The organism is Marisediminitalea oceani (assembly GCF_003731635.1).
In the GTDB taxonomy this organism is placed as follows: domain Bacteria; phylum Pseudomonadota; class Gammaproteobacteria; order Enterobacterales; family Alteromonadaceae; genus Alteromonas; species Alteromonas oceani.
Genome location: NZ_RCUA01000033.1, coordinates 24272 through 46833, shown reverse-complemented (window position 1 = coordinate 46833; position 22562 = coordinate 24272). Strand labels below are relative to the sequence as shown.

Sequence of the window (22562 nt, the reverse complement as noted above, 5' to 3'; positions counted from 1 at the left end):
ATCTACGGATTAATCTAAATTCTGGCTTAATGGCCAGTGAATACCACACAAAGGTTTCCGCCATTGTGACAAACAGGTATATTGGCAGCCTTTCAGCTTTGCCGGATTTTACCCTATGACCGCCGCTACCCTTTATATTGTGCCTACGCCCATTGGCAACCTGCAGGATATCACCCAGCGGGCTATCGACGTGTTAGGTGCGGTAGACTGGATTGCCGCGGAGGACACCCGCCATAGCCAGAAGCTTTTACAACATTTTTCTATCCAGGCGAAAACCCTGTCGCTGCATGATCATAACGAAGAAAAGCGAACTCAGATGCTGTGCAATAAATTGCTCGGCGGTGAAGCCGTTGCGTTAATTAGTGATGCCGGAACACCATTGATCAGCGATCCGGGTTTTGTACTGGTGCGTGCATGCCGGGCAGCCGGCATTAATGTGGTCGCCCTGCCTGGCCCTTGTGCGGCGATAACGGCGTTGAGCGCCTCCGGACTGGCTACCGATCGGTTTATATTTGAAGGGTTTTTACCGGTTAAAAATCAGGCCCGTATGAACGTACTGGCAACGCTCCTGGACCGCACCTGTACCAGTGTATTTTACGAGGCGCCGAGGCGTATCCTGGATACCGTTAACGATATCAAAACCGCTCTGGGGCCAGATCGGCATCTGGTACTGGCCAAAGAGCTGACCAAAACGTTTGAGACCTACGTCAGTGATACGCCGGACGGTGTCATCGCCTGGCTGGAAGCAGATGCTGTGCATCAAAAAGGTGAATTTGTGCTGATGGTGGCCGGCGCGCCGCCTGCCAGTGACGAACTGCCCAGCGAAGCCATCGCTCTGCTTAAACGCCTGAAGCAGGACTTACCACTGAAAAAAGCAGCTGCCATTGTCGCAGATCATTATCAGCTAAAGAAAAACGCTTTGTATCAGGCTGGTTTGGCCCTAGAATAAATCTAACATTTTGCCCTACATCCGGCTGTTAGTTCTAAGGCCGTTATTTCAATAATTCAAATATCAACACACTGGCAGTTGCAGTGTGCTTCTTTAGTTATTTCAGGTGACACACAACGTTTTTCGGAGAATGACGAATGCTTGAGAAAACGCTCAATATCGATATGGACCGCGGTAACTGGATGGTGAATATCATCAATGAGCATGCCGACAACGGGGTTTACGAATTAGTCTCACCGGCCCGCTCAGCAACGGTGCATATTCATGACAACCATATTTACGGGTTTGAATACAGTATTGTTGGCAAAGCTGACAGCCCGTTCAAAATTAAACTCGACGATACGGTACTGGCAGAAGGCAAAATTGCTGCCAGCGGTATAAGCCGTGGGCACGGTATTATATAAGCTTAATCTTAAGCGCTCAGTTATCAGCCAAAAATTAAAGCGATGGTAGCTGCCGAGAGAGCGTAATTTATTCTCTGGTGCGCGTTTTACGCCAAACTACAATTTTAGTAGGGAGTGGCGTATTTAATGTTGGATAAAAAACACCACCACATCCGCATTCTTTTATCTGTTGGACCTTTAAGATAATCTGAAGTTATTAGGAAATTGATAAGCACCAAAATGGCAGTTTTATTCGGACTGTTTTGGTGTCTATTTTACAGTTAGCTACTCACACAACGGACTGAAATGTGTTTGAATTAAACGAAATATTTAACATGAGTATGCAAGATGAAGCTCTACTTTGGACCTGCCCTTTTATAGCCGGAGTCGCAAGCTTAATCCGAGGCTGGACTTCTGAAATAGATTTGCTCAAGCCGCCAGTATATGAGTCGGTCTCGAACTCGACTATCGAGGAAAAAAGGAAGCAAACAAAAGAGAGTCGAAGGCAAAGAGGTTATTGGGTTATGGGTATGTGGCTCGCAGGAACAGGAATTGGCTTTGGTATTGCGTTCCTTTTTCTTGGAGCTATTCAGCCAACTGCTAGTGCTGCGGGTCGGCTTTGGTTTTTGTCGTTAGTGTTGGGCTATTCAACTCCGCTTGTACTTCGCAACATTGATAAAAAAGTTGAAAAGGCTCTTCAAAAGTATAATGGGCCAAGTAGCTAACAAGCACATGAAATTCGCTCCCTATCGGTCGCCGGACGCTCGTACCTCGCGCCGTTTATGTGAGCGTTATATTTCACGGAGACTTTAGTGGACGAAAAGGATGAAAAAGCACTAAGTGATATCGAGAAGTTCGGGTGTCACGTATTGAAGGTTATGGAAGGTGACGGAGAACCTTGCTTCAGTTATTCAATTGGCATCAATAAGAACCAAAGTAAGCCTGACCTTATCATTGTGGGACTGAAGCTAGATTTGGCTCACTCGATTATCAACAATTACAAGAACCGTTTGCTTGATGGTGAAGTATTTGAACCTGGTAATTACTATTCCGATTTTCTTGAAGGCTTTGATGTCTGCTTTATAAAAATGGATAAGTCACATTACGAAGAATATTTAGGCTGGGGTTTATGGCTTCACGACGGAGATGACTTCGATATGTTGCAAATGATATGGCCAACGACAGATGGTTTTTGGCCATGGTTCAACGATAGATCCGAGTTTTATCGATGGGCACAACCCATCTTAAATGGGTCCGGTGAGCTTAGTGAAATATAACAATTTAAAGCAGCGGAAAACTACTCGCTTTGCTCACGTTTTCCGCTGTTTAAAGCGTTAATGCCAATGGAAGCCACAAAAACAACATCATTTATAGCTGGAGTTTTATTAGTACTCAGCGAAGCTGTTATTGAGTTTTATTCTCTTCCAGGTGGAGTTTTCGCTTTTACCTTTTTCTCCTTAATTTTTTTGCTGGTTATTGGTAAGCAAATTATTGGAGAGTATCAGCGACAACTTCGTACAGAATATGATTTTGATAAAAAACCATGGTATGAACCTGATACATTGCGTTTTGCAGTTAATATTTTAATACGTATGTTATTCTTTATACTGGGTTTTATATCTGCGGCAGAATCGATGAAGTTGGTGATTGGCATTTAACAAAGGCATTAACCACTCGCTGTGCTCGCTAGGGACAAAAACACGTAGGCTCCCCTCGCTTCGCTCGGTATTTTAGCCTAGGTATTTTTGCCCGTTATGAGGATGTTAGCTGCCACAGCGCAGTAATGCACAATATCCTGTACATGTGCTTATTTTCGATCTAGACTTGTCCAATATAATGTACAAGTGGGGTGCAAAATGAGAATTGTCTCTTTTACCGAAGCACGAAATGGTCTAAAAGCCGTGTTGGACAATGTAATTAACGATGCAGATACAACAATAATCACTCGTCGTGACTCTGAAGATGCTGTTGTAATGTCATTAGATTACTACAACAGCCTTATGGAAACCGTTCATCTACTTCGTTCTCCAGCCAACTCTGAACACTTAAATCGTTCAATAGAACAGTTTAGATCGGCAAAAACGACCCAGCGAGAACTTCTTGATGAGTAACAGGCTTTTATCATGGACTGATGAAGCTTGGAATAGTTACGTATATTGGCAGACTCAAGATAAGAAAACCTTGAAACGTATCAATAAATTAATTTCTGATGTTAAGCGCGCTCCATTTGATGGAATTGGAAAGCCGGAACCTCTTAAAGAAAATCTTTCAGGTTTCTGGTTCCGCAGAATAGATGACACTAACCGTTTAGTATATGCGGTAGACGATACAGCAATTACGGTTATCTCGTGTCGTTACCATTACTAATAGGTGGCAGCTAACAATCAAATTAAGGCACTCGCCTTGCTCTCTGGGACACAATCACGCGGGGCGCTTCGCAATATAGCCCACGCGTTTGTGGCGCCAAATTAGGGCGTTAGATTGATGAAAGCTAACAAGGCCAAGGCGTTAAAATCGGAGTGATGGAAAGGCGCTTAGGATAAGCGCGCTTTAAAATCGTCGTAATGGAATTGACGGACTAATTCAAAATCTCCGTTGGAGCGTAAAATTCCTATAGCCGGGTGCTCCACACCGTTAAAAAACGTGGTTTTTACCATGGTGTAATGCATCATGTCTTCAAACTGCAGTCGCGTACCGACAGCCAGTGGCTCGGCAAAACTGTAGGTGTCTATAACATCACCTGCCAGGCAGGAGTTGCCGCCAAGCTTGATATCATGACCCAGTTCTCCGGGTTGTCCGCCGTGCAATATCGTCGGGCGATAGGGCATTTCCAGGACGTCCGGCATATGCGCGGTGGCCGATATATCCAACAGCGCAATGGGCCCCTCGTTATTGACGATATCCACTACTTCGGCAATCAGAGGCCCGGTTTGCCAGGCCACTGCAGAACCCGGTTCGAGGATCACATCCAGATGCGGGTATTTGGCTTTAAACGTTTTCAGGGTGCGAATCAGGTGGTCAACGTCATAGCCAGCACGGGTCATGAGATGCCCGCCGCCTAAATTTAACCATTTTAGCTGACCCAGCCATTTACCAAAGCGCTGCTCGATGGCTTCGAGGGTGCGAGCCGTTGCGTAAGAGTCGCACTCACAGAGGTTGTGGCAATGAAACCCTTCGATACCGCTTAAATCGATACCTTCCAGTTCGCTGGCGCGGATCCCAAGGCGCGAACCCGGTGCGGCCGGATCGTATAACGGCGTGTCTGCTTCCTGATGTTCAGGGTTAATGCGCAAGCCCAGCGAAACACCAGGCAAAGCATCCTTGTACGCCTGCCATTGAGTAAGACTGTTAAACGACAGATGATTGACCAGGCCTGCCAGTTCAGCAATGTCTCTGGCTTTGTAAGCCGGTGCGTAGGCATGCACCTCTTTGCCCATTTCACTGGCAAGTCTGGCTTCCCACACCGAACTGGCGGTAGCGCCATGGAGGTACTGTTTTACAATGTCAAACACAGACCACATGGAAAATCCTTTAAGGGCCAGAATAATTCTGGCGCCGGATTCATCCTGTACGCGTTTCATCAGTTCCAGGTTGTTAACCAGCTTCGCTTCCTCCAGCACATAGCACGGGGAGGGAATATCAGTGCGTTGGGTTAAATCGGTCACGCCGTCGTCTCCGTTAATACCGTTATTTGCTGAATGGGCTGCTATCGCATTCAAGCACATGCCACGGCAAGCCGTGTTTGTTGAGCTCTTCCATAAACGGATCCGGATCGAACTGCTCCATATTCCAAACACCTGGCTTATGCCATTTACCCTGTAGCATCATCATCGCGCCAATCATAGCCGGTACGCCGGTAGTGTAAGACACTGCCTGAGCGCCCACTTCTTCGTTACATACCGCGTGGTCGCAATTGTTATAGATGAAGATGGTTTTTTCTTTGCCGTCTTTGATACCCGTAATATAAGTACCGATACAGGTCATGCCGGTGTAGCCTTCGGCCAGTGAGCCCGGGTTAGGCAATACCGCTTTCAAAAATTCCAGCGGAACAATTTGCTGACCCTGGAATTCCACCGGCTCGATGCTGGTCATACCGATGCCTTCCAGTACCCGTAGGTGGTTAAGATAAGCATCGCCGAAGGTCATCCAGAAACGCGCGCGTTTCAGAGACGGGAAGTGCTTAACAATAGACTCCAGCTCTTCATGGAACATCAGGTAAGACGCACGAACACCAATGTTCTGATAATCCAGATCTTCACGTACGCTCAGCGGATCGGTTTCTTTCCACTCGCCGTCTTCCCAGAACCGGCCGCGCTGCGTGATTTCGCGGATGTTGATTTCAGGGTTAAAGTTAGTGGCAAATGCCTGGCCGTGATCGCCGCCGTTACAGTCGACAATGTCCAGATAGTGGATTTCGTCGAAATAGTGCTTCGCGGCGTAGGCGGTGTAAACGTTGGTTACGCCCGGATCGAAACCACTGCCGAGCAGCGCCATGATACCGGCATCTTTAAATTTATCCTGATAGGCCCACTGCCAGCTGTATTCAAACTTGGCAACATCTTTAGGCTCATAGTTGGCGGTATCGAGGTAATCAGTTTTGGTGGCCAGACAGGCATCCATGATGGGCAGATCCTGATACGGCAGCGCCAGGTTAACCACCAGATCCGGGTTAACATCGTTAATTAACGCTTCAACGGCTTTTGCATCATCAGCATCAACGGCGAAAACGCCTTTCACATGGTCGATACCTACTTCTTGCTGAAGAGCTTCACACTTGGAAACAGTGCGGCTGGCCAGGTAAATTTCGTCGAAGTACTCAGGCAGGCGAGCACATTTTTTTACGGTAACTGCCGCTACGCCACCAGCGCCGATGATCAGAACACGAGACATAGTCTTCATCCCTTTTGTAATGGATTTAAAATTTGCGTTGAATGCTATCAGACGGCACAAAATAGGCAAGCAAAGTTGACCGTCTGCCGTGCTGTAGAATTATAGATGATGATTACTTTTCAACCAGCGGTGGTGCAAGGATGACACGCTGGTTTTGACGATAATAAGGATAGACCACTGAACGTTCCGGACGATTAGGTTCGCACAATGTGATCACAATGGCGTCCTGGGCTTCCTGTTCATTAATTTCAATTTGCGCTGCATAGACTAACGTTGCGTAGGCATCGTTGTCGGTAATGTTATCGATGATGCGCCATTGCAGATGCTCAAGAATTTGCATCTCACCGGGATTTTCTACGCCAAAGTCTTCACTGAACAAACAGCCTATGCGACCGTTTTCATAAATCGCTGCGAAAGGATAAAAGGAGTTTTCCATTCGCAGCAGTGATTTACACAGGGTTAACGAGCGGTCGATTAACAACTGGCTGGGACGTGAAAAAACGGTGTGATTGTCACTCATGTAGTCTCCCTGTTAGTGTTTAATGCTCATAATTGGTAACGTTACGAACGGCTGTCAGGATCAGTTCGGGCGCCTTGTAGTCCGCCGGTGTGCACAATGATAATTTGCTCGCCGGCCGCGAAAGCGCCTTGGGCGAGCAAGGCTTTTACCGCATAAAATACCTTGCCTGAATAGACTGGTTCTAGCGGGATCTCATATTCCTGCTGCATTTCATCACACAAAGTCAGTAACGCCGGCGAGGTACGGGCATAACCACCGTGATGGTACTGATGCAGAATCTGCCAGTCGCAGCTTGATTTAGCGGGTAAAAATCGTGCTACCAGATTTTCAAGATACCCAACCCCATTAAGAACTGCAATACCCAATACCTGCTGCCTGGCGCTGACGCTGCTATGCATTCCGGCCCCATCAATTATTCCCGCCCCATTTATCAACCCGGCTAGAGTCGCGCCACTTGCTACAGGAGTAATAATCTTATCAAAGGGAATCTGACATTCCGTAAGCATGGATTGAACTCCCGCCAGCGCATCCTGCTGGCTGCCGCCCTCGGGAACGATCAGAGCGCCGGGATATTGTTTGCGCAGACCGGCTATGAAGTCAGGCTCATCACGTTGCTTGTATTCCAGTTTAGTCAGGTAGCGGATATTGGCATGCCAGCGACTCAGATCGGCTAGCATCGGCGTAGGCGATGCTCCATAGTTACCTCTGATCAGTGCCGTGAACTCAATACCCAGTTGATGGCAGCACCAGCCAAGGGCGTGCAGGTGATTAGAGAAACCCCCACCAAAACTCACAATATGTTGCGTTGTAGCAGCGTTGTCTGCCAACAGCTGACTCAGCTTGCGCCATTTATTACCCGAAATAATCGGGTGGATAAGGTCATCTCGTTTCACCCAGAGCGTTACTCGTTCTGCACCCGGCCAGTTTGGGGTAAAACGCTCTAAAGGAGAAGGCAGACTGAGTCCTAACTGCTTTTGCAGATGCTCGGTAGTCATGGTGGCTATTGCTATCAGTAACGAAAAGGGCAGGGTAATCCCAGCCATTACAAAGATCAATCGCCGGTACGTTGCCAATGTGATCACGAATGTGGTTGCTGCGGTATAAGCAGTATCAGATTTTTCGGAGAATTTATGAAAAGTTATCTGCAGCGGCTAGTCGCCCTGATATTTTTCATTTTGAGTTATACCGCACAGGCCAGCAGCGTGCCGGAATTGGTTAGCTCAGCGATACCCGGCGCAGCCAAAGTGGGTGAGGCCCGCTACTCGTATTTGTTCTGGGACGTTTATGACGCACGCTTGTTTGCTCCCCAGGGAAAATGGCAGCCACAGGGGTCTTTTGCTTTGGCGCTTACCTACCTTCGCGATTTTGACGGTGAAGATATCACCGAGCGTTCGATTAAAGAAATGCGCGAACAAGGGCTGTCGGACAAATCCCGCATTGAACGCTGGCAGAGTACGATGCGGCAGATTTTCCCGGATGTAAAAGAGCAGGACACTATCACCGGCATCAAAACCAGTGCCGGAGGAACGCGTTTTTATCACAATGATGAGCTGGTGGGCGAAGTAGAGGACCCGGCTTTTGGCGAATGGTTTTTTAATATCTGGCTTGGACCACAAACCACCGAGCCTGAATTCAGAGCAAAATTACTGGAGTTGGAGGAATGAACATGTTTCGTATTTGGGTTTTAGGGCTGTTAGTTTTTACATTAGTCGGGTGCAGTGCCTCCATTGATGGCAGCAAGTATCAGCAAACCACGCCGCCGCTGTCGCTGGAAGCGTTTTTTGTGGGTGATGTGAAGGCCTGGGGCATTGTTCAGAACCGCTCCGGCGATGTGGTGCAACGCTTTACGGTAGACATTAAAGGCAGTATGGATGGCGACACCCTGGTGCTTGACGAGTCGTTCAACTATGAGGTGGGTGAGGGGCCAATGCAACGCACCTGGCGGATAACGCCAACCGGAAACGGTGTTTATGAAGGCCGGGCCGGAGATATTTTGGGTGTGGCAAAGGGCACGTCGTACGGTAATGCATTCAACTTTCAATACAAAATGGACTTACCGGTAGACGATACGACCTATGAAGTCGCCTTCGACGATTGGTTCTGGGCAATGGGTGATGGCACGCTTATGAACCGTTCCTACGTGAAAAAATTTGGTTTGGTGATGGCCGAAGTAACCATTTTTATGCAGCAACAATAACGTTAGTTTGACACCAGAAAAGGAGGAACACCGGTGACAATCTTTTTACTTTGCCTGATGCTGGTTTGCGTCATGCCATTTTTAGCCAAGGTGCCACTGGCGGTGGCCATGCAGCGCTCCGGTGGCTACGACAATCGCCACCCACGTGCTCAGCAGCAATCCCTTGAAGGCTTTGGTGCGCGGGCTAATGCTGCGCATTATAATTGTTTTGAGGCGATTACCTATTTTGCCCCCGCGGCGCTAGCGGTACTGGCATTAACCACGGTTGGGGCAACCCACGTATACCTCGCTGCGGCCTTTGTTGTTTGTCGTATTGTGTATCTTTTTTGCTATTGGTACGACATCGACAAACTGCGCAGCATCATGTTTGTGGCAGGGCTCGGGATTAGCGTTGCCTTGTTCGCAACGCTGTTATAACTACCAATGACCAGCGCCATTTTTGCAGATGGCGCTATCCTATCGAGGCAGGGGATCTGACTATTGCCCGCTATGCTCTGGTCGCTTGAAGCGGCGCGAGCCTGGATAGGGCGTGAAATTATGAATAGTACCCTGGGAGACTTCCTTTTGCGCATCGCGCCAGTATTCTGGTGTCATCAGGTCGCCGTGCAGGGATTTCAGCATCTCTTTAAACGGCCGCTTACCCACAATAAAGTGTTCAAACTGTTCAGGAAATACATCGCTAGGTGCTACCGACAGGGTGTCTAAGGCATAGGGATCGTCTGATTTCGGTATTGAGCGGAAGTTGCGTTCATCCATCCAGCAGATTTCATCATAGTCATAAAAGATCACCCGGCCATGTTTGGTGATACCAAAGTTCTTATGCAACATATCGCCGGGAAAAATATTGGCCATGGCAATTTGTTTTATACAGGTACCCAGTTCGTCAATGGCGTTGTGCAGTTTGTCCGGGTCGGTTTCCTGCTGAAGGTACAGGTTTAACGGCGTAAGTTTTTTCTCGATATACAGGTGTTTAATGATCAGCTCATCGTTGGTCAGCTCCACGCTGGATGCACAAGTATCCTGAAGTTCCTCAAGCAGAGCAGGGCATATCCGGCTGAGCGGAAAGCGAAAGTTTACATACTCGTGAGTATCGGCCATACGGCCCACCCTATCTGACATCTTCACCAGCTTGTAACGGTCGATAACGTGTTCGCGGGTAATTTTCTTACTTTCAGCAAACTCATCCTTAATAATCTTAAACACCACGCCATAAGAAGGCAGGTGAAACACCATCATAACCAGGCCCCGGATCCCCGGCGCAATTTCAAACTGATCGTCAGAGTTATCCATATGCTCGAGGAAGTTACGATAAAACGCCGTTTTACCGTGCTTGTAATGACCCAGTGCGATAAACAGCTCAAACTGTTTTTTATTTGGCAGCAGCTCGTGCAGAAACGCCACCAACTCGCCGGGAAACTGGGTGTCAGCCATAAAGTAACTGCGGGCGAAGCCGAAGATCACGCTGAGATCCTGGCGTTCGGTGAGCAGGGCATCCACATAGATCTGGCGATTTTCATTGGTATGCAGGGCAATGACGAAGGGAACGGTACGTTCAGGCATGCAAATCCGGCCTACCAGGTAAGCGGCTTTACCCCGGTAAAACACCGGTTTGAGCATTTCTACCGCGGTAACGCTGGCCAGCTCTTCTTTGCTGAGACGCTCGCGCAGGGCATCATCCAGCTGTTGCATATCCCGGGGACGATCCTCAAAACCAATGTTAAAGCGGTAACAGGCAAAAATGGACTCGTACATTTCCATTACCGTGGTGGTGGTATCAAAACTATGGATCACTTTATGTTTGTCCTGGCCAGCCAGAAAACAGCGGCTGGAGCTGACAAACATAATGGTGTTGTCGATGGATTTATGCCGGAATACTTTACCAATGACCGAGTTGTAAAAAGTTTCTGCCAGTTCATACTGCGGATGGCTTTCGATAAGCTCTGCAAAGGCCTTTTTAAGCTGTTCCCAGAACTCACGGTCCTGGCGGTGATCCATAATAAAATCGTACAACTCAGCGACAGCTGTAGCCAGACTTTGTTCATACAGTGAGATGCGCTCTTTGGAAGCTGCCAGCGCCTGCTGCCACTGGCCTTTTTCGAAACGCTCCTGGGCGCCCCGGGTTACACGGCTGAACCAGCGATAGTTTTTGTCGAAGCTGGTCATTATCTGATAGGCCATTTTCTTGGCTTGCGCTTTATCTGCCACTGTCGTTATCCGGCTGAACTTGATGATCAGAACATAGCACAAGCAGGCCCTCGTTCGGTACGCCCTGCTGCGTTATGTTGATATAAATCAGCATGAATAGTAGTGCGCTGCAGTAAACTGAGTCTGAAACTAAAGTATAAGGAGGCGTTATGGCTGCTCAGGTTACTCATGGTATCGCTATTGGTATAGAACGGTTTGACAACACTTTGTATGTGTCGATGAAGGCAGTGGGTAAATTAACTCACGAGGATTACAAGGCGTTCACTCCCTTGTTGGAAGGGGCGCTTGAGACAATTGAATCACCGCAGGTTCGAATGCTCTTTGATGCTACCGAATTTAAGGGCTGGGAACTACGCGCCGCCTGGGATGACTTTAAAATAGGCCTGCGCCATGGCAGTGAATTCAGCAAAATCGCCATTGTTGGCAATGCTGAGTGGCAGGCACTGATGGCCAGTATCGGTAGTTGGTTTATCAGCGGCGAGATTAATTATTTTAACGAAAGTCGTGAAGCCATTAACTGGTTGTGCGAATAATCGGTGGGCAGCGGTTTTGGGGTTCAGCGTTAAGAAAGGTTAATTCGCTGTATTCCACAGAAAATTTTCGGCAGAATAGCGCCTGTTTAATAATCCCAGGCAAGACTTCTGCCGCATTACGAGTTTTAAAGAGGACCCCATGGCGTCGCCCAAATTTCATAATACTTTCAGACAGTATCACCGTTGGATTGGTTTTTTTCTTGCCGGCATCATGGCCGTTTACGCGCTTAGCGGCGTGTTACTGATTTTTCGCACCACCGACTTTCTGAAGTTTGAACAAACCTCCCATCGTCAGTTAGAGGCAGGCTTAAACGGTAAAGGGCTTGGCGAGCAACTGCGTATGCGCGGGTTTAAGGTAGAACAGGAAACAGACGGTAAAATTGTCTTTCCGCAGGGCGAATACAACAAACAAACCGGTGAGGCCCGCGTTACAAACAAGGATTACCCCTTCCCGCTGAATAAAATGGTTAAGCTGCACAAGGCAACGACTAACAGCCCGTTATTTTTTATGAACATTGCCTTTGGTATTGCACTGCTGTTTTTCGTGGTGTCGGCTTTCCTGATGTTTATCCCGCGGGCCTTACCGTTTAAGAACGGGCTTAAAATCGCCGGTGTAGGTTTTGTTTTTGCTGTGCTGATGGTGTTGTTCAGCAGCTAACTCTGTCAGGCCATCACAATTACAAAAGCCGCTGAATACAGCGGCTTTTCGCGTTTTACCATAGAACATAATGGTAGATGTTGGTCTGCGAGCTTAGTTGGCAAGGCAGGCTCGGTCTACAGGCTGCTTGGGGTTGAGCAGGAACTGGCGAACCATGCTGCGCGCGCAGGGGCTCTCGAGAAACACACCGTGGGTTGTGTTGGGTACCATAACAAACTGGCCGTTCTCAAAATGGCTGGCAGTGGCTTCTGCAAACTCTGGCGGACAGCCCGGGTCGATTTCGGCTGAGACAAACAGGGTAGGAATGCGGCTTTTAACCTCCAGCGCTTCCCGGGCCGGGCCGGATTTAATGCCATAGGCAGCGCAGACATCAAAGTAGTTTTCGAGGCTTTTTACGGCCAGTTGCGCAATGGGGTCGTCGCCGGCATTTCGGGCTACCTGGGCCTGACTTTCAAAGCCTATTTCATCGTGGCACAAGTAGGCAATGTGGGCGCCGGTAGAGCGATAATCTGCCAGTTCAAACGACTCCAGCACCTGATAGTTTCCCTGGTACATTTGTTCGAGTTGCTGCGGCAAAAACGAAATGGCCTGTTTGGCATAGCCTGAGTCCATCAGAAAAGCACCCAGGGCGGTGGCAGGATATAGCCGACCATCAGAGCCGGCTTGTGGTGCGGCGAGAAAGCGTTTTGCCAGGGCTTCAACGTGCGCTTCAAGTTCAGGGTAGCGTTGTTGGCAATCCTGATTGAGCTGACAGTGTTTAATGATGCCTCGTACTGCATTAGCCAGTGTGGTCGGTGTGCCTTCTGTCCAGGTTGCCTCGCGAGGCCACACCGAATCGACCACCACAGACACCAGCTCATCCGGGTAGTGGTCCATGGTAGTCAGCGCTACACGAGTGCCGTTGGAATAACCAAACAGGTGGTATTCGCCTATGCCCAGCGCTTTGCGAAGCGACTGAATATCAGCGGCAGATTGCAAGGCATTGTAGTGATTCAAGTCGATGCCGGCGGCTTTAAAACGATGTCCACAGGCAATGAGTGCCTGCACATCCTGTTCTGCCACCGGGCCGGCGTCAGTCATTTCAACATCCGGGCAATTCAGGTTAGGCGTAGCTCGCCGTCCTCCGCGCTGATCAAAGAAGATCCAGTCCTGGTCGCGGGCTATGAGCGGTTTGTTGCGGGCATTAGTGAGCATTGTCCGAACATTTGTTACCGCATGGGAACCCGGGCCTCCGTGCAGGAAAATGACCGGCGCCGCATCTTCAACCGGCTGTAATGCCTTTACCACAACAACGGGCAGGCCTACCGGGGAAGAAGCCTTATCGTTGGGGTTTTCTGCCACAACCAGTGTGCCGCAGGTGATGTTTTGAGGTAACTCGCTGTAATCATCTGCGCAGGGGTGGTCAACAAACGACGGCAGTGAAGAGGCGGCGGTCAACGCTGGCCAGATAATTAACGTCAGATAAAACACGATCAGGTAAACGCGCACAGGGGCTTTCCTTACTACAATTACTAAATTAAGCGCTAAACTATCATGTTTTTTCGCCCGGTGGCTGGCTCGAAACGCAGATGCATAGCCACTTGTCGAAATTGAGCAAATATCTGCATAAAGTGCAGCAAAATTCTGGCGGTGACGTTGTTAACACTTTGTTACTGTGAGCGGGTCGTAAAATGCGGAGTAGTAAATATGGGGCATCCCGCCAGTCAAAGTTATGTTGTTGTGACACCACGTGAAAAGGTGGGCTACGGCCTGGGCGATTTTGCCTCCAACCTGTCGTTTGGATTTGTGTCGCTGTTTCTGCTTTTTTATTACACCGATGTGTATGGCATAAGCGCCGCTCAGGCGAGTTTTATTTTTGTAGTGGCCCGGGTTATCGATGCCGTGTTCAATTTGCTGATTGGAGTAGCGGTAGACCGCACCAACACTCGCCACGGTAAGTTAAGGCCTTATTTACTGTTTGGTGCGTTGCCGCTGGGTTTGCTAACCGTGCTGTGTTTTGTGATTGTTGGCGACGACTACAAGTTTATCTTCGCGCTGTTTTCCTACACCCTTTATTGCCTGGCCTATACTACGGTGAATACCCCTTATTCCGCCCTGACCAACATGCTGACTCAGCATGAACAGTCGCGGGCCTCGTTGTCTGTTTACCGGTTTGCCCTGGCCAGCATTGGTTACCTGGTGGTGTCGACCACTGCAGGGCCTTTGGTGGCCCTTTTTGATTCGCCGCAAACCGGCTATATCGTTGCCGTAACGCTTTACGCGTCGCTGGCAACGGTGACATTCTGGGCCTGTTTTGCCATGACCAAAGAGCGCGTGCAGGCCGAAAGCCATCCGGTAGAAGACAATGCTAGAAATGCCCTGCAGGTTATTTTGCAAAACAAGCCGTTAATTAACGTGTCTTTTTATACCCTGTTTTTCTACATTGCTTATACGGTCTGGCTGGCCATTGCGGTGTATTTTGTAAAGTATGTGATTGGTGATGAAGCTTTCCTGACCACCTTTTTTCTGATTCAGACGCTGGCTTATACCGGCGGGATTATAGCTTCAGAAAAGCTGATTGCGCATTGGGGCAAAAAAACGATTACCCAGGCAGCATTGTTGTTTGGTATCAGTGGATTGCTTTATCAGTACTTTCTGGCCGGTGACAACATCACAGCAGTGATGACCGGCGTGTGTATGTTCAGTGTGACGCTGGGAATGGGCTTTGTGACAATGTGGTCTATGGTGCCTGATACCGTGGAATACGCTGAATGGCATTATAATACCCGGGCGGAAGGCACGATTTATGGCTTTTATAACTTTGTTACCAAGCTGGCTATGGCGCTGGGCGGCGGTTGTGCTGGCCTGCTACTGGATGTTTTCGATTACACCAGTGCAACGCCTGATGCTGCCGCGGTGGCAGGCATTAACTTTGCCATGACTCTGTTTCCGGCGCTGATGTTTTTACTGAGTATGCTGGTAGTGGCCTTTTACCAGCTTAATGAAACCACCTATCGTGACCTTATTGAAAACATAACCCAGCGAAAACTGGCCAGGCAGGAAAACGCAGGAGAGCATCATGAATAAATCGATAATGCAGTGCCTGAATGCCATGTCGACGGAAGACAAAGTGGCGTTGCTGACCGGTAACGGACTCTGGAAAACCGCCCATTTACCGGCACACGGTATCGAGCCGCTGACCATGACCGATGGCACTTACGGGGTACGTTACAGTCCGGAGCAAATTGATAATGAAGGCAACTGGTCGATTACCGATTTCCTCGGCGTTGTTAATCAGCAAGCTGATGAGCAGACCGATAAGAAAGGCAGTGAAGCCTTGTTTGGCCACACACTGCCGGCAACCTGCTTTCCCAATGGTTCGGCACTGGCGTGCAGTTGGGACAATGAACTGGTAGAACAAATGGGCCAGGCTCTGGCCCGGGAATGTCAGGCGCTGGGCGTGGATATTTTACTTGGCCCCGGCATCAATATCCGGCGTACGCCATTATCTGGCCGTGGCTATGAGTATTACTCGGAAGATCCGTTACTTTCCGGAGAACTGGCAGCTGCGCTGATCAATGGGTTGCAGGGCGAGGGAGTAGGCGCCAGCCTCAAACACTTTGCCTGTAATAACTCCGAATATCGCCGCACCGAAATGGACTCTATTGTTGATGAGCGCGCGTTACATGAAATATATCTGTCCGGTTTTAAGCGGGCTATTGATAAGGCCGATCCCTGGACGTTAATGTCGTCCTACAACCGATTAAATGGCCAGCAAACCTCGCAGCACCGGGGCCTATTGCATGACATCCTGCGCGAGCAGTGGGGTTATAAAGGGCTGGTAATGTCTGACTGGTATGGCGTGAAAGACCGTCCGGCGTCGCTAACAGCAGGTAACGACCTGGCCATGCCTGAGGTAGCCAGAGATAAAAGCGAATTGCTAAGCGCGATTGAGTGTGGCGAGGTTAACCTCGATGCAGTGGATACTGCCTGTATGCGCATGCTTGAGCTGATTGAACGCATTGGTGGTGCGCGCAAGCAATCGCGCCCGGTAGACATGCCAGCTCACCATCGGTTGGCCCAGCGTATTGCTGAAGAGTCTATCGTGTTACTGAAAAATACTGATGATCTGCTGCCACTGGATACCACTGACACGCATAAAATTGCTGTCCTCGGGCCTGCTGCCCATACGCCGGTGATACAAGGCTCAGGCTGCGCCACTACGGTACCCAGTATACTTGACCGGCCGCTGGATGAAATTATCGATGTCGCTGGTGAGGCGGCTGAGGTGACCTACAGTGCCGGGGTTGCTGAAGGCGAAACCAGCAGTGAACAGGCTCTGCTGCTTGCTTCTGCTCAGGCCGAGGCTGCTGATGTTGCGATTGTATTTATCAACACTGCTGTGGGTGAAGACGGTGAAAATGGCGACCGTCAACATCTGGATGTGGTGGCAAGTCATGCTGAATTGCTAAACGCAGTGGCCGCTGTGCAGTCTAATGTAGTGGTCGTGCTGATGAATTCCGATGCGGTGGTTATGCCATGGCTTGGGCAGTGTAAAGCCGTGCTGGAAACCTTTTTCGCCGGGCAGGGTGTTGGCCGGGCTATCGCTAACCTGATTTTCGGCCTGAAAAATCCCAGCGGTAAGCTGACAGTTACCGTGCCGAATTCACTGGAAGAAACCCCGGCTTATCTGCATTACCCCGGAGAGGCGTTAAAACACCATTACAGTGAAGGTATCTACGTAGGGTACCGTTACTACGATAAGCGTAAAATGACACCTTGCTTTCCATTTGGCTATGGCCTGAGTTATACCACTTTCGAGTACCGCAGTATTGAGGTAGTAAACGAGAAGCTGGGTACCGGCGAGTCGCTTCAGGTAGATGTCACGGTTGCCAACACCGGGGCCCGCTTTGGAAAAGAAATTATTCAGCTCTACCTGAGTTTCCCCGGTATTGAGCTGGCGCAGCCGCCACTGGCGTTAAAAGCCTATGCCAAAGTTGCCCTTAAACCGGGTGAGAGTAAAACCGTGCGCCTGACGGTGGAGGCCGATGATTTTCGTGCCTGGCATCCGGCGCTGCATGACTGGATAGTCGAAGGGGGGTGTTATCAGGTAAAAGTGGGGCCTTCATCCCGGGAGTTGCCGTTGTCGGCAGCTGTACAGGTAGCAGGTAGCGACTACCGGTTGCCGCTCAGAGAAGACAGCTCGCTGGTGCAGGTGATAAAAGACGAGCAGGCATTTCAACGGGTAGTCACACTGGTGGCTGATAAAAGCGGATTGGATGAGGCAGTCATTACAGAGCGCCTGCAGGCCATTGCCCCAGAGCTATTTTGTGGGCTGTTTATCGCCCTTACTGAATTCTTAAATGTGCCGGTTAGCCGTACAGAACTGCTCGAAGCCCTGCAAAGCTAATAATTGGTGGCGCTAGGCTATCCACTGCGCAACCTGATAAGCTATGCTTAAGAACCGTATTGATGATGCTATTGGTAAGGAGCCAACTCGCCGGTGCAGCCTTTTCGCTTAGTTAATACCCAGTCAGATAAGCAAGCTGTTGCCTTTGCCGGCACCTGCGAGGTGATCACCTATGACTCGGCGCAATTAAATGTCTTTGCTGCAGAGCTGAGCCACTGCCAGCCCCACTGGCATGAAGCACCAGAGCTGGTTTATGTGCTGAAAGGCGCACTCAGTCTCACGGTGCATCAGCAGGAAGTGCAACTCAATACCGGTGATCTGGCCTATATCGGACCCGATCTAATCCATGCCCTTGAAAACCAACACCAATGTGCATTACTTACCTTGCAGTTTTCGCCACAATTAGGTCACGAAACCCATACTTTGCCGGCGGGGTTTGGTCATTTTAGTGCGGGCGAGTCTGCGGCCAGGCAGTTAGCCGCGCAGTGTTTTACGCTGCTGGAGCTGGTATTACAGCCGGATGCCTCTTTCTTTGCATTGCAGGCAAGTACCTACTGGTTGCTGGCCCTGTTAGAAGAGCGACTCAGGCAGCAACCGCAAATATCGGCAGGTGCGGTGCCTGACTCCCGGGAGGAAATGGTGATCCGCCAGAGTATTGCTTATATTAACGAGGCCTTTGCCGAACCGCTTACTGTAGCGGACCTGGCCGCTCGGGCTTATCTGAGCTATTCCCACTTTTCCCGTTTATTTAAAAAAGTCAGCGGCTACAGCCCCTCGGATTATCTGGCTATGGTGCGGGTGAATCATGCCAAGCCTCGGCTCAAAAGCATGCAGGTGCCGATTACCGATATTGCCGAACGGGCTGGTTTCGCCGAACACAGAGCAATGCTGGCGGCATTTAAAAAATACTGTGGCGTTACACCCACAGAGTATCGCAAGCAGTATTACGCCGATTTCGAATGGCGCGCCGGTGATGAGCGCGTGACGGCAACTCCGAATAAACCGCTCCCTTTATCCAGTGCCCGGCAGATGATGCAGGACAGCACGGCAAACCAGTAACATAAAGGCGGGTTGTGGGTGTAGAAGTGAGGCATACTCTCGTGATATTATGCGCGCCCAAAATAAAGATTCCCGCCGCAAAAAGGTCAGGGAACGGTCTAAAATTGTGCAAATGGCTGTTGACATATAGACGTCTATACGGCAAATTGACCACATGAAGACGATTATGAGCACCACCGGCATGATTATTACCACCTCAACGAGGGCGGTCGCTGGCTAGTGCGCGTAAGCAAACAGACAACGAAAGCCCGCCCTCACAAGAGCGGGTTTTTTTTTGCGGTAATAAAAATGGGCAAGGCCCAAAACACGATGCAGTCAAGGAGCATTCAATGAAAGTCTTAAAGTTTGGTGGTTCATCTCTGGCCGATGCGCAGCGTTATTTGCGAGTGACCGAGATTAGCATGACGATCCACCAGGCCAATGGAGCTGCGGTAGTATTGTCGGCCCCGAAAGGCGTCACTAACGCTCTTGGTGCGCTTTGCGAGCAAGCTGCGGCGGGCGAAGACTACGAGGTTCTGTTTGGCGAATTAAGTGACAAAGTGCTGGGCATCGCCGCAGAACTCAGCGAACAGGTTGCCGGCTTCGATGTTGCCACCATCAACGATTTTATCACTACTCACCTGGCCGGTCTGAAAAAGCAGCTACAAGGTATCGCGCTGTTAGGGCGTTCTCCGGATGCCGTAACCGCCAGCATCATGAGTCTGGGCGAATACATCAGCGTTAATTTGTTCAGTGGCATTTTAACGGCCAAAGGGATCAGCAACCAGGTCCTCGATCCGGTGGAATACGTATTAGCCGAGGGCGATTACCTCGATAGCATTGCGGATGTGTCGCTGAGTAAAGCCAATTTCAGTGAAGTGGTTACCGATGGTAGCCAACTGATCATCATGCCAGGTTTTGTGGCCGCCAATGAAGAAGGCGAGAAAGTCACTCTGGGTCGTAATGGTTCTGACTATTCTGCCGCCGTGCTGGCCGCTTGTATTGACGCTGAATGTTGTGAAATCTGGACTGATGTGGACGGGGTTTACAATGCCGATCCGAATCAGGTTGAGGGCGCGGTATTACTTGATAAGCTGACTTATCAGGAAGCCATGGAGCTGTCTTACTTCGGTGCCAAGGTGCTGCATCCTAAAACTATCGGCCCAATTGCCCAGCATCACATTCCCTGCTTAATCAAAAATACCTTAAACCCCAGCGCGCCGGGTACGCTTATCAGCAATGAAGCGAGCACTACCTGGACCAGCGTAAAAGGGATTTCTCAGCTTGATAACATTTCTATGTTTAATGTGGCCGGCCCGGGTATGAAAGGCATGGTTGGCATGGCAAGCCGGGTGTTTGAGGTAATGTCTAACGCGCATATCTCTATCAGCCTTATCACCCAGTCCAGCTCTGAGTATTCCATCAGCTTCTGTATTTCCAGTAAAGATGCACTGCGTGCGCAGAATCTGCTTGAAGATGCCTTTGCCCTGGAACTGCAAAACCAGTTACTTGACCCCATTGAGGTGCGTCATGAATTAGCCATCGTGACCCTGGTCGGTGATGGCATGCGTCACACCAAAGGTCTGGCAGCACGCTTCTTTAATGCACTATCCCAGGCGCGGGTAAACAACATTGCCATTGCCCAGGGCTCTTCTGAACGTTCTATTTCAACGGTTATCGAAGCCAAACGAGCCAAGAAAGCGGTTAAGGTAATTCACCAGAACTTCTTCTCAGACCTGCATACTATTGATGTCTTCCTGGTGGGCTGTGGTGTAGTAGGCGCAGAGTTGCTGGGTCAGATTGCCAAACAGCAACCCACCTTACTGGCACGTAACATTCAGCTTCGTGTATATGGCATCGCCAACAGCCGTAAACTGCTGCTGAGCAGTCAGGGTGTGGATGTTAACGGTGACTGGAAAGCTCAGTTAAATGAAGCTACTGATGCGTTCTCGGTTGAGCGTTTACATGACTTTGTAAACAGCAATGCGCTGGTGAATCCGGTGATTGTGGACTGTACCAGTAATGCAGCCATTGCCAGTCAGTATGTCGACATGATGGAAAATGGCTTCCACGTGGTTACGCCAAATAAAAAGGCCAATACCGACAGCCTTGCCTATTACAAAAAGCTGCGCAAAACCGCTTTAAACACCAACCGCCAGTATCTGTATGAAACCACGGTTGGTGCTGGTTTGCCGGTAATTGATAACCTGCAGAAGCTGTTTATTGCCGGTGACGTACTGCACCGCTTTGAAGGTATTCTGTCGGGCAGTTTGTCCTACGTCTTTGGTAAGCTGGAAGAAGGCTTAACCTTATCTCAGGCAACCGCTATTGCTAAGGAAAACGGCTTTACTGAGCCCGATCCACGCGACGACTTAAGCGGTATGGACGTGGCCCGTAAGCTGTTAATCATGGCCCGTGAAGCCGATTTGGAACTTGAACTCAGCGACATTGAGATAGAATCAGTGCTACCCGAAGGGTTTGCCGAAGACTGCGACGTGCCGAGCTTTATGGAACAGTTGCCCGGGCTTGATGCCGACTTTGCCAAGCGGGTTGAAAGTGCTGCGGCGGAAGGTAAAGTATTACGTTACATTGGCTCAATTGAAGGTGATAAATGTAAAGTCACCATTCAGGCGGTACCAGGCTCACACCCACTGGCGGCAGTGAAAGATGGTGAAAACGCGTTGGCAATCCACAGTGATTATTACACGCCTATTCCTTATGTTATCCGCGGCTACGGCGCAGGTGCTACGGTAACTGCTGCTGGCGTGTTTGCTGATATTCTTCGTACCATGCCATGGAAACAAAACGCGTATTAACCGGTTTTAGAGATTAGTAAAAATGAAAACAACCAGAGCTTACGCACCCGCATCAATAGGCAATATCAGCCTTGGCTTTGATGTACTGGGCGCAGCCTTACAACCATTGGATGGTAGCTTACTGGGTGACGAAGTCATTATCAGTGATGCAGACGAGTACGGACTCACCGTTGCCGGTGTCTTTGCGCATAAACTGCCGGCCAATGCCGATGAGAATATCGTTACCGACTGCTATCACTTTTTTGTGAAAGCCATGCAGGCCAGAAACCTGGCCACGACACCGGTACACATTACTTTGCTTAAATCGCTGCCTATCGGCAGCGGACTGGGCTCCAGTGCCAGCTCGATTGTGGCAGCGTTTCATGGTCTGAATGAACACTTTGAGCGTCCTTTCGACCAGAATACCCTGTTAAAGATGATGGGTGAGCTGGAAGGGCAAATCAGTGGCAGTATCCACTACGATAATGTTGCACCTTGCTATCTGGGTGGTATGACGTTGATGACCGGGCAGGAAGATAACGTCACCGTATCGCTGCCGGTAGTCAAAAGCTGGTACTGGGTTGTGTGCTACTCGGGTATCAGCGTATCCACTTCCGCAGCGCGTAATATCCTGCCCAATGCGGTGCCGCTTAAAGATACACTCACCTTTGGCCGTCAGCTCGGTATCTTTGTACACGCGCTGTACAACGACGACTATGCCATGGCTGCCAGCGTGATGCAGGATGTAATTGCTGAGCCCTACCGTAAGTCACTGCTGCCGGTGTTTGATGAAGCACGGGATTACAGCATGGCTAACGGCGCGCTGGCGTTTGGAATTTCAGGTTCTGGTCCAACCGTGTTTGCCGTGTGTGATGATTATCGCCAGGCCAACGATATAGCCAACTGGTTAACCGAGAACTACATTCAAAATGAAGATGGCTTTAGCCATGTATGCCGTATCCCCGCGAAAGGCGCCGGATCACAGCAGGAACAAGAGTAAGGTAT

23 protein-coding genes are annotated in these 22562 nt (G+C 49.6%); 17 read left to right on the top strand and 6 right to left on the bottom strand.

Going from position 1 to position 22562, the window contains the following annotated elements:
• Positions 1-115 precede the first annotated feature (115 nt).
• The 7 genes from rsmI (at position 116) to D9T21_RS11000 (ending at position 3699) form a co-directional block, all read left to right on the top strand.
• Positions 116-949 carry a 16S rRNA (cytidine(1402)-2'-O)-methyltransferase gene (gene rsmI / locus D9T21_RS11030; RefSeq protein ID WP_123324998.1) on the top strand — a complete coding sequence of 278 codons (834 nt, stop codon included), beginning with the start codon at positions 116-118 and terminating at the stop codon, positions 947-949.
• A gap of 137 nt (positions 950-1086) precedes the next feature.
• Positions 1087-1353 carry a hypothetical protein gene (locus tag D9T21_RS11025; RefSeq protein WP_105936433.1) on the top strand — a complete coding sequence of 89 codons (267 nt, stop codon included), beginning with the start codon at positions 1087-1089 and terminating at the stop codon, positions 1351-1353.
• Positions 1354-1640: 287 nt separating this feature from the next.
• A complete protein-coding gene (locus tag D9T21_RS11020; protein WP_123324997.1) occupies positions 1641-2057 on the top strand; it encodes a hypothetical protein in 417 nt (138 codons plus the stop codon).
• Between the two features lie 87 nt (positions 2058-2144).
• Positions 2145-2609 (top strand): DUF4262 domain-containing protein, encoded by a 465-nt coding sequence (locus D9T21_RS11015; protein WP_123324996.1) that lies wholly within the window; start codon positions 2145-2147, stop codon positions 2607-2609.
• Between the two features lie 66 nt (positions 2610-2675).
• Positions 2676-2990 (top strand): hypothetical protein, encoded by a 315-nt coding sequence (locus D9T21_RS11010; RefSeq protein WP_123324995.1) that lies wholly within the window; start codon positions 2676-2678, stop codon positions 2988-2990.
• Positions 2991-3188: 198 nt separating this feature from the next.
• Positions 3189-3443: a type II toxin-antitoxin system Phd/YefM family antitoxin gene (locus D9T21_RS11005; protein WP_123324994.1), complete on the top strand. Its 255-nt coding sequence runs from the start codon at positions 3189-3191 to the stop codon at positions 3441-3443.
• Positions 3436-3699: a Txe/YoeB family addiction module toxin gene (locus tag D9T21_RS11000; RefSeq protein WP_164464654.1), complete on the top strand. Its 264-nt coding sequence runs from the start codon at positions 3436-3438 to the stop codon at positions 3697-3699. Before D9T21_RS11005 ends, D9T21_RS11000 begins: the two co-directional genes overlap by 8 nt.
• A gap of 167 nt (positions 3700-3866) precedes the next feature.
• On the opposite strand, the gene nspC is transcribed toward D9T21_RS11000, so the two are convergent.
• From nspC to D9T21_RS10980, 4 genes are all read right to left on the bottom strand, one after another.
• Entirely contained in the window at positions 3867-4997 is a 1131-nt protein-coding gene (gene nspC / locus D9T21_RS10995; protein WP_123324992.1) for a carboxynorspermidine decarboxylase, read from the bottom strand.
• 22 nt (positions 4998-5019) lie between these two features.
• Positions 5020-6222, bottom strand: a complete 1203-nt coding sequence (locus D9T21_RS10990; RefSeq protein WP_123324991.1) for a saccharopine dehydrogenase family protein — start codon at positions 6220-6222, stop codon at positions 5020-5022.
• 112 nt (positions 6223-6334) lie between these two features.
• Positions 6335-6742, bottom strand: a complete 408-nt coding sequence (locus tag D9T21_RS10985) for a hypothetical protein (protein ID WP_105936425.1) — start codon at positions 6740-6742, stop codon at positions 6335-6337.
• A gap of 41 nt (positions 6743-6783) precedes the next feature.
• On the bottom strand, positions 6784-7785 hold the full coding sequence (locus D9T21_RS10980) for a 1-aminocyclopropane-1-carboxylate deaminase/D-cysteine desulfhydrase (protein WP_338134016.1): 1002 nt from the start codon (positions 7783-7785) through the stop codon (positions 6784-6786).
• 87 nt (positions 7786-7872) lie between these two features.
• Between D9T21_RS10980 and D9T21_RS10975 the strand changes: the two genes are divergently transcribed.
• Genes D9T21_RS10975 through D9T21_RS10965 form a run of 3 tightly spaced genes read left to right on the top strand, consistent with a single transcriptional unit; the run spans position 7873 to position 9356 of the window.
• The gene (locus D9T21_RS10975; RefSeq protein WP_241155690.1) at positions 7873-8406 is read left to right on the top strand and encodes a chalcone isomerase family protein; all 534 of its coding nucleotides are present in this window, start codon (positions 7873-7875) and stop codon (positions 8404-8406) included.
• A gap of 2 nt (positions 8407-8408) precedes the next feature.
• Complete coding sequence (locus tag D9T21_RS10970) at positions 8409-8939, top strand: DUF3833 domain-containing protein (RefSeq protein WP_164464652.1); 531 nt, start codon at positions 8409-8411, stop codon at positions 8937-8939.
• Between the two features lie 33 nt (positions 8940-8972).
• On the top strand, positions 8973-9356 hold the full coding sequence (locus tag D9T21_RS10965) for an MAPEG family protein (protein ID WP_123324989.1): 384 nt from the start codon (positions 8973-8975) through the stop codon (positions 9354-9356).
• 60 nt (positions 9357-9416) lie between these two features.
• On the opposite strand, the gene aceK is transcribed toward D9T21_RS10965, so the two are convergent.
• A complete protein-coding gene (gene aceK, locus D9T21_RS10960) occupies positions 9417-11144 on the bottom strand; it encodes a bifunctional isocitrate dehydrogenase kinase/phosphatase (protein ID WP_377908312.1) in 1728 nt (575 codons plus the stop codon).
• Between the two features lie 149 nt (positions 11145-11293).
• Between aceK and D9T21_RS10955 the strand changes: the two genes are divergently transcribed.
• Positions 11294-11677, top strand: a complete 384-nt coding sequence (locus tag D9T21_RS10955; RefSeq protein WP_123324988.1) for a SpoIIAA family protein — start codon at positions 11294-11296, stop codon at positions 11675-11677.
• Positions 11678-11816: 139 nt separating this feature from the next.
• A complete protein-coding gene (locus D9T21_RS10950; RefSeq protein ID WP_123324987.1) occupies positions 11817-12335 on the top strand; it encodes a PepSY domain-containing protein in 519 nt (172 codons plus the stop codon).
• A gap of 93 nt (positions 12336-12428) precedes the next feature.
• On the opposite strand, the gene D9T21_RS10945 is transcribed toward D9T21_RS10950, so the two are convergent.
• A complete protein-coding gene (locus D9T21_RS10945) occupies positions 12429-13823 on the bottom strand; it encodes an alpha/beta hydrolase (RefSeq protein ID WP_164464651.1) in 1395 nt (464 codons plus the stop codon).
• Positions 13824-14054: 231 nt separating this feature from the next.
• On the opposite strand from D9T21_RS10945, the gene D9T21_RS10940 reads away from it, so the two are divergent.
• The 5 genes from D9T21_RS10940 (at position 14055) to thrB (ending at position 22557) form a co-directional block, all read left to right on the top strand.
• Positions 14055-15401, top strand: coding sequence for an MFS transporter (locus D9T21_RS10940; RefSeq protein WP_206427262.1), 1347 nt, complete (start codon positions 14055-14057; stop codon positions 15399-15401).
• Positions 15394-17724 (top strand): beta-glucosidase, encoded by a 2331-nt coding sequence (locus tag D9T21_RS10935; RefSeq protein ID WP_123324984.1) that lies wholly within the window; start codon positions 15394-15396, stop codon positions 17722-17724. The genes D9T21_RS10940 and D9T21_RS10935 overlap by 8 nt, the downstream gene beginning before the upstream one ends.
• Positions 17725-17817: 93 nt before the next feature.
• Positions 17818-18783 carry an AraC family transcriptional regulator gene (locus D9T21_RS10930; RefSeq protein WP_123324983.1) on the top strand — a complete coding sequence of 322 codons (966 nt, stop codon included), beginning with the start codon at positions 17818-17820 and terminating at the stop codon, positions 18781-18783.
• A 329-nt stretch (positions 18784-19112) separates the two neighbouring features.
• Positions 19113-21578, top strand: coding sequence for a bifunctional aspartate kinase/homoserine dehydrogenase I (gene thrA / locus D9T21_RS10925; RefSeq protein WP_123324982.1), 2466 nt, complete (start codon positions 19113-19115; stop codon positions 21576-21578).
• Between the two features lie 22 nt (positions 21579-21600).
• Entirely contained in the window at positions 21601-22557 is a 957-nt protein-coding gene (thrB, locus tag D9T21_RS10920) for a homoserine kinase (protein WP_123324981.1), read from the top strand.
• The last annotated feature ends 5 nt before the right edge of the window (positions 22558-22562 follow it).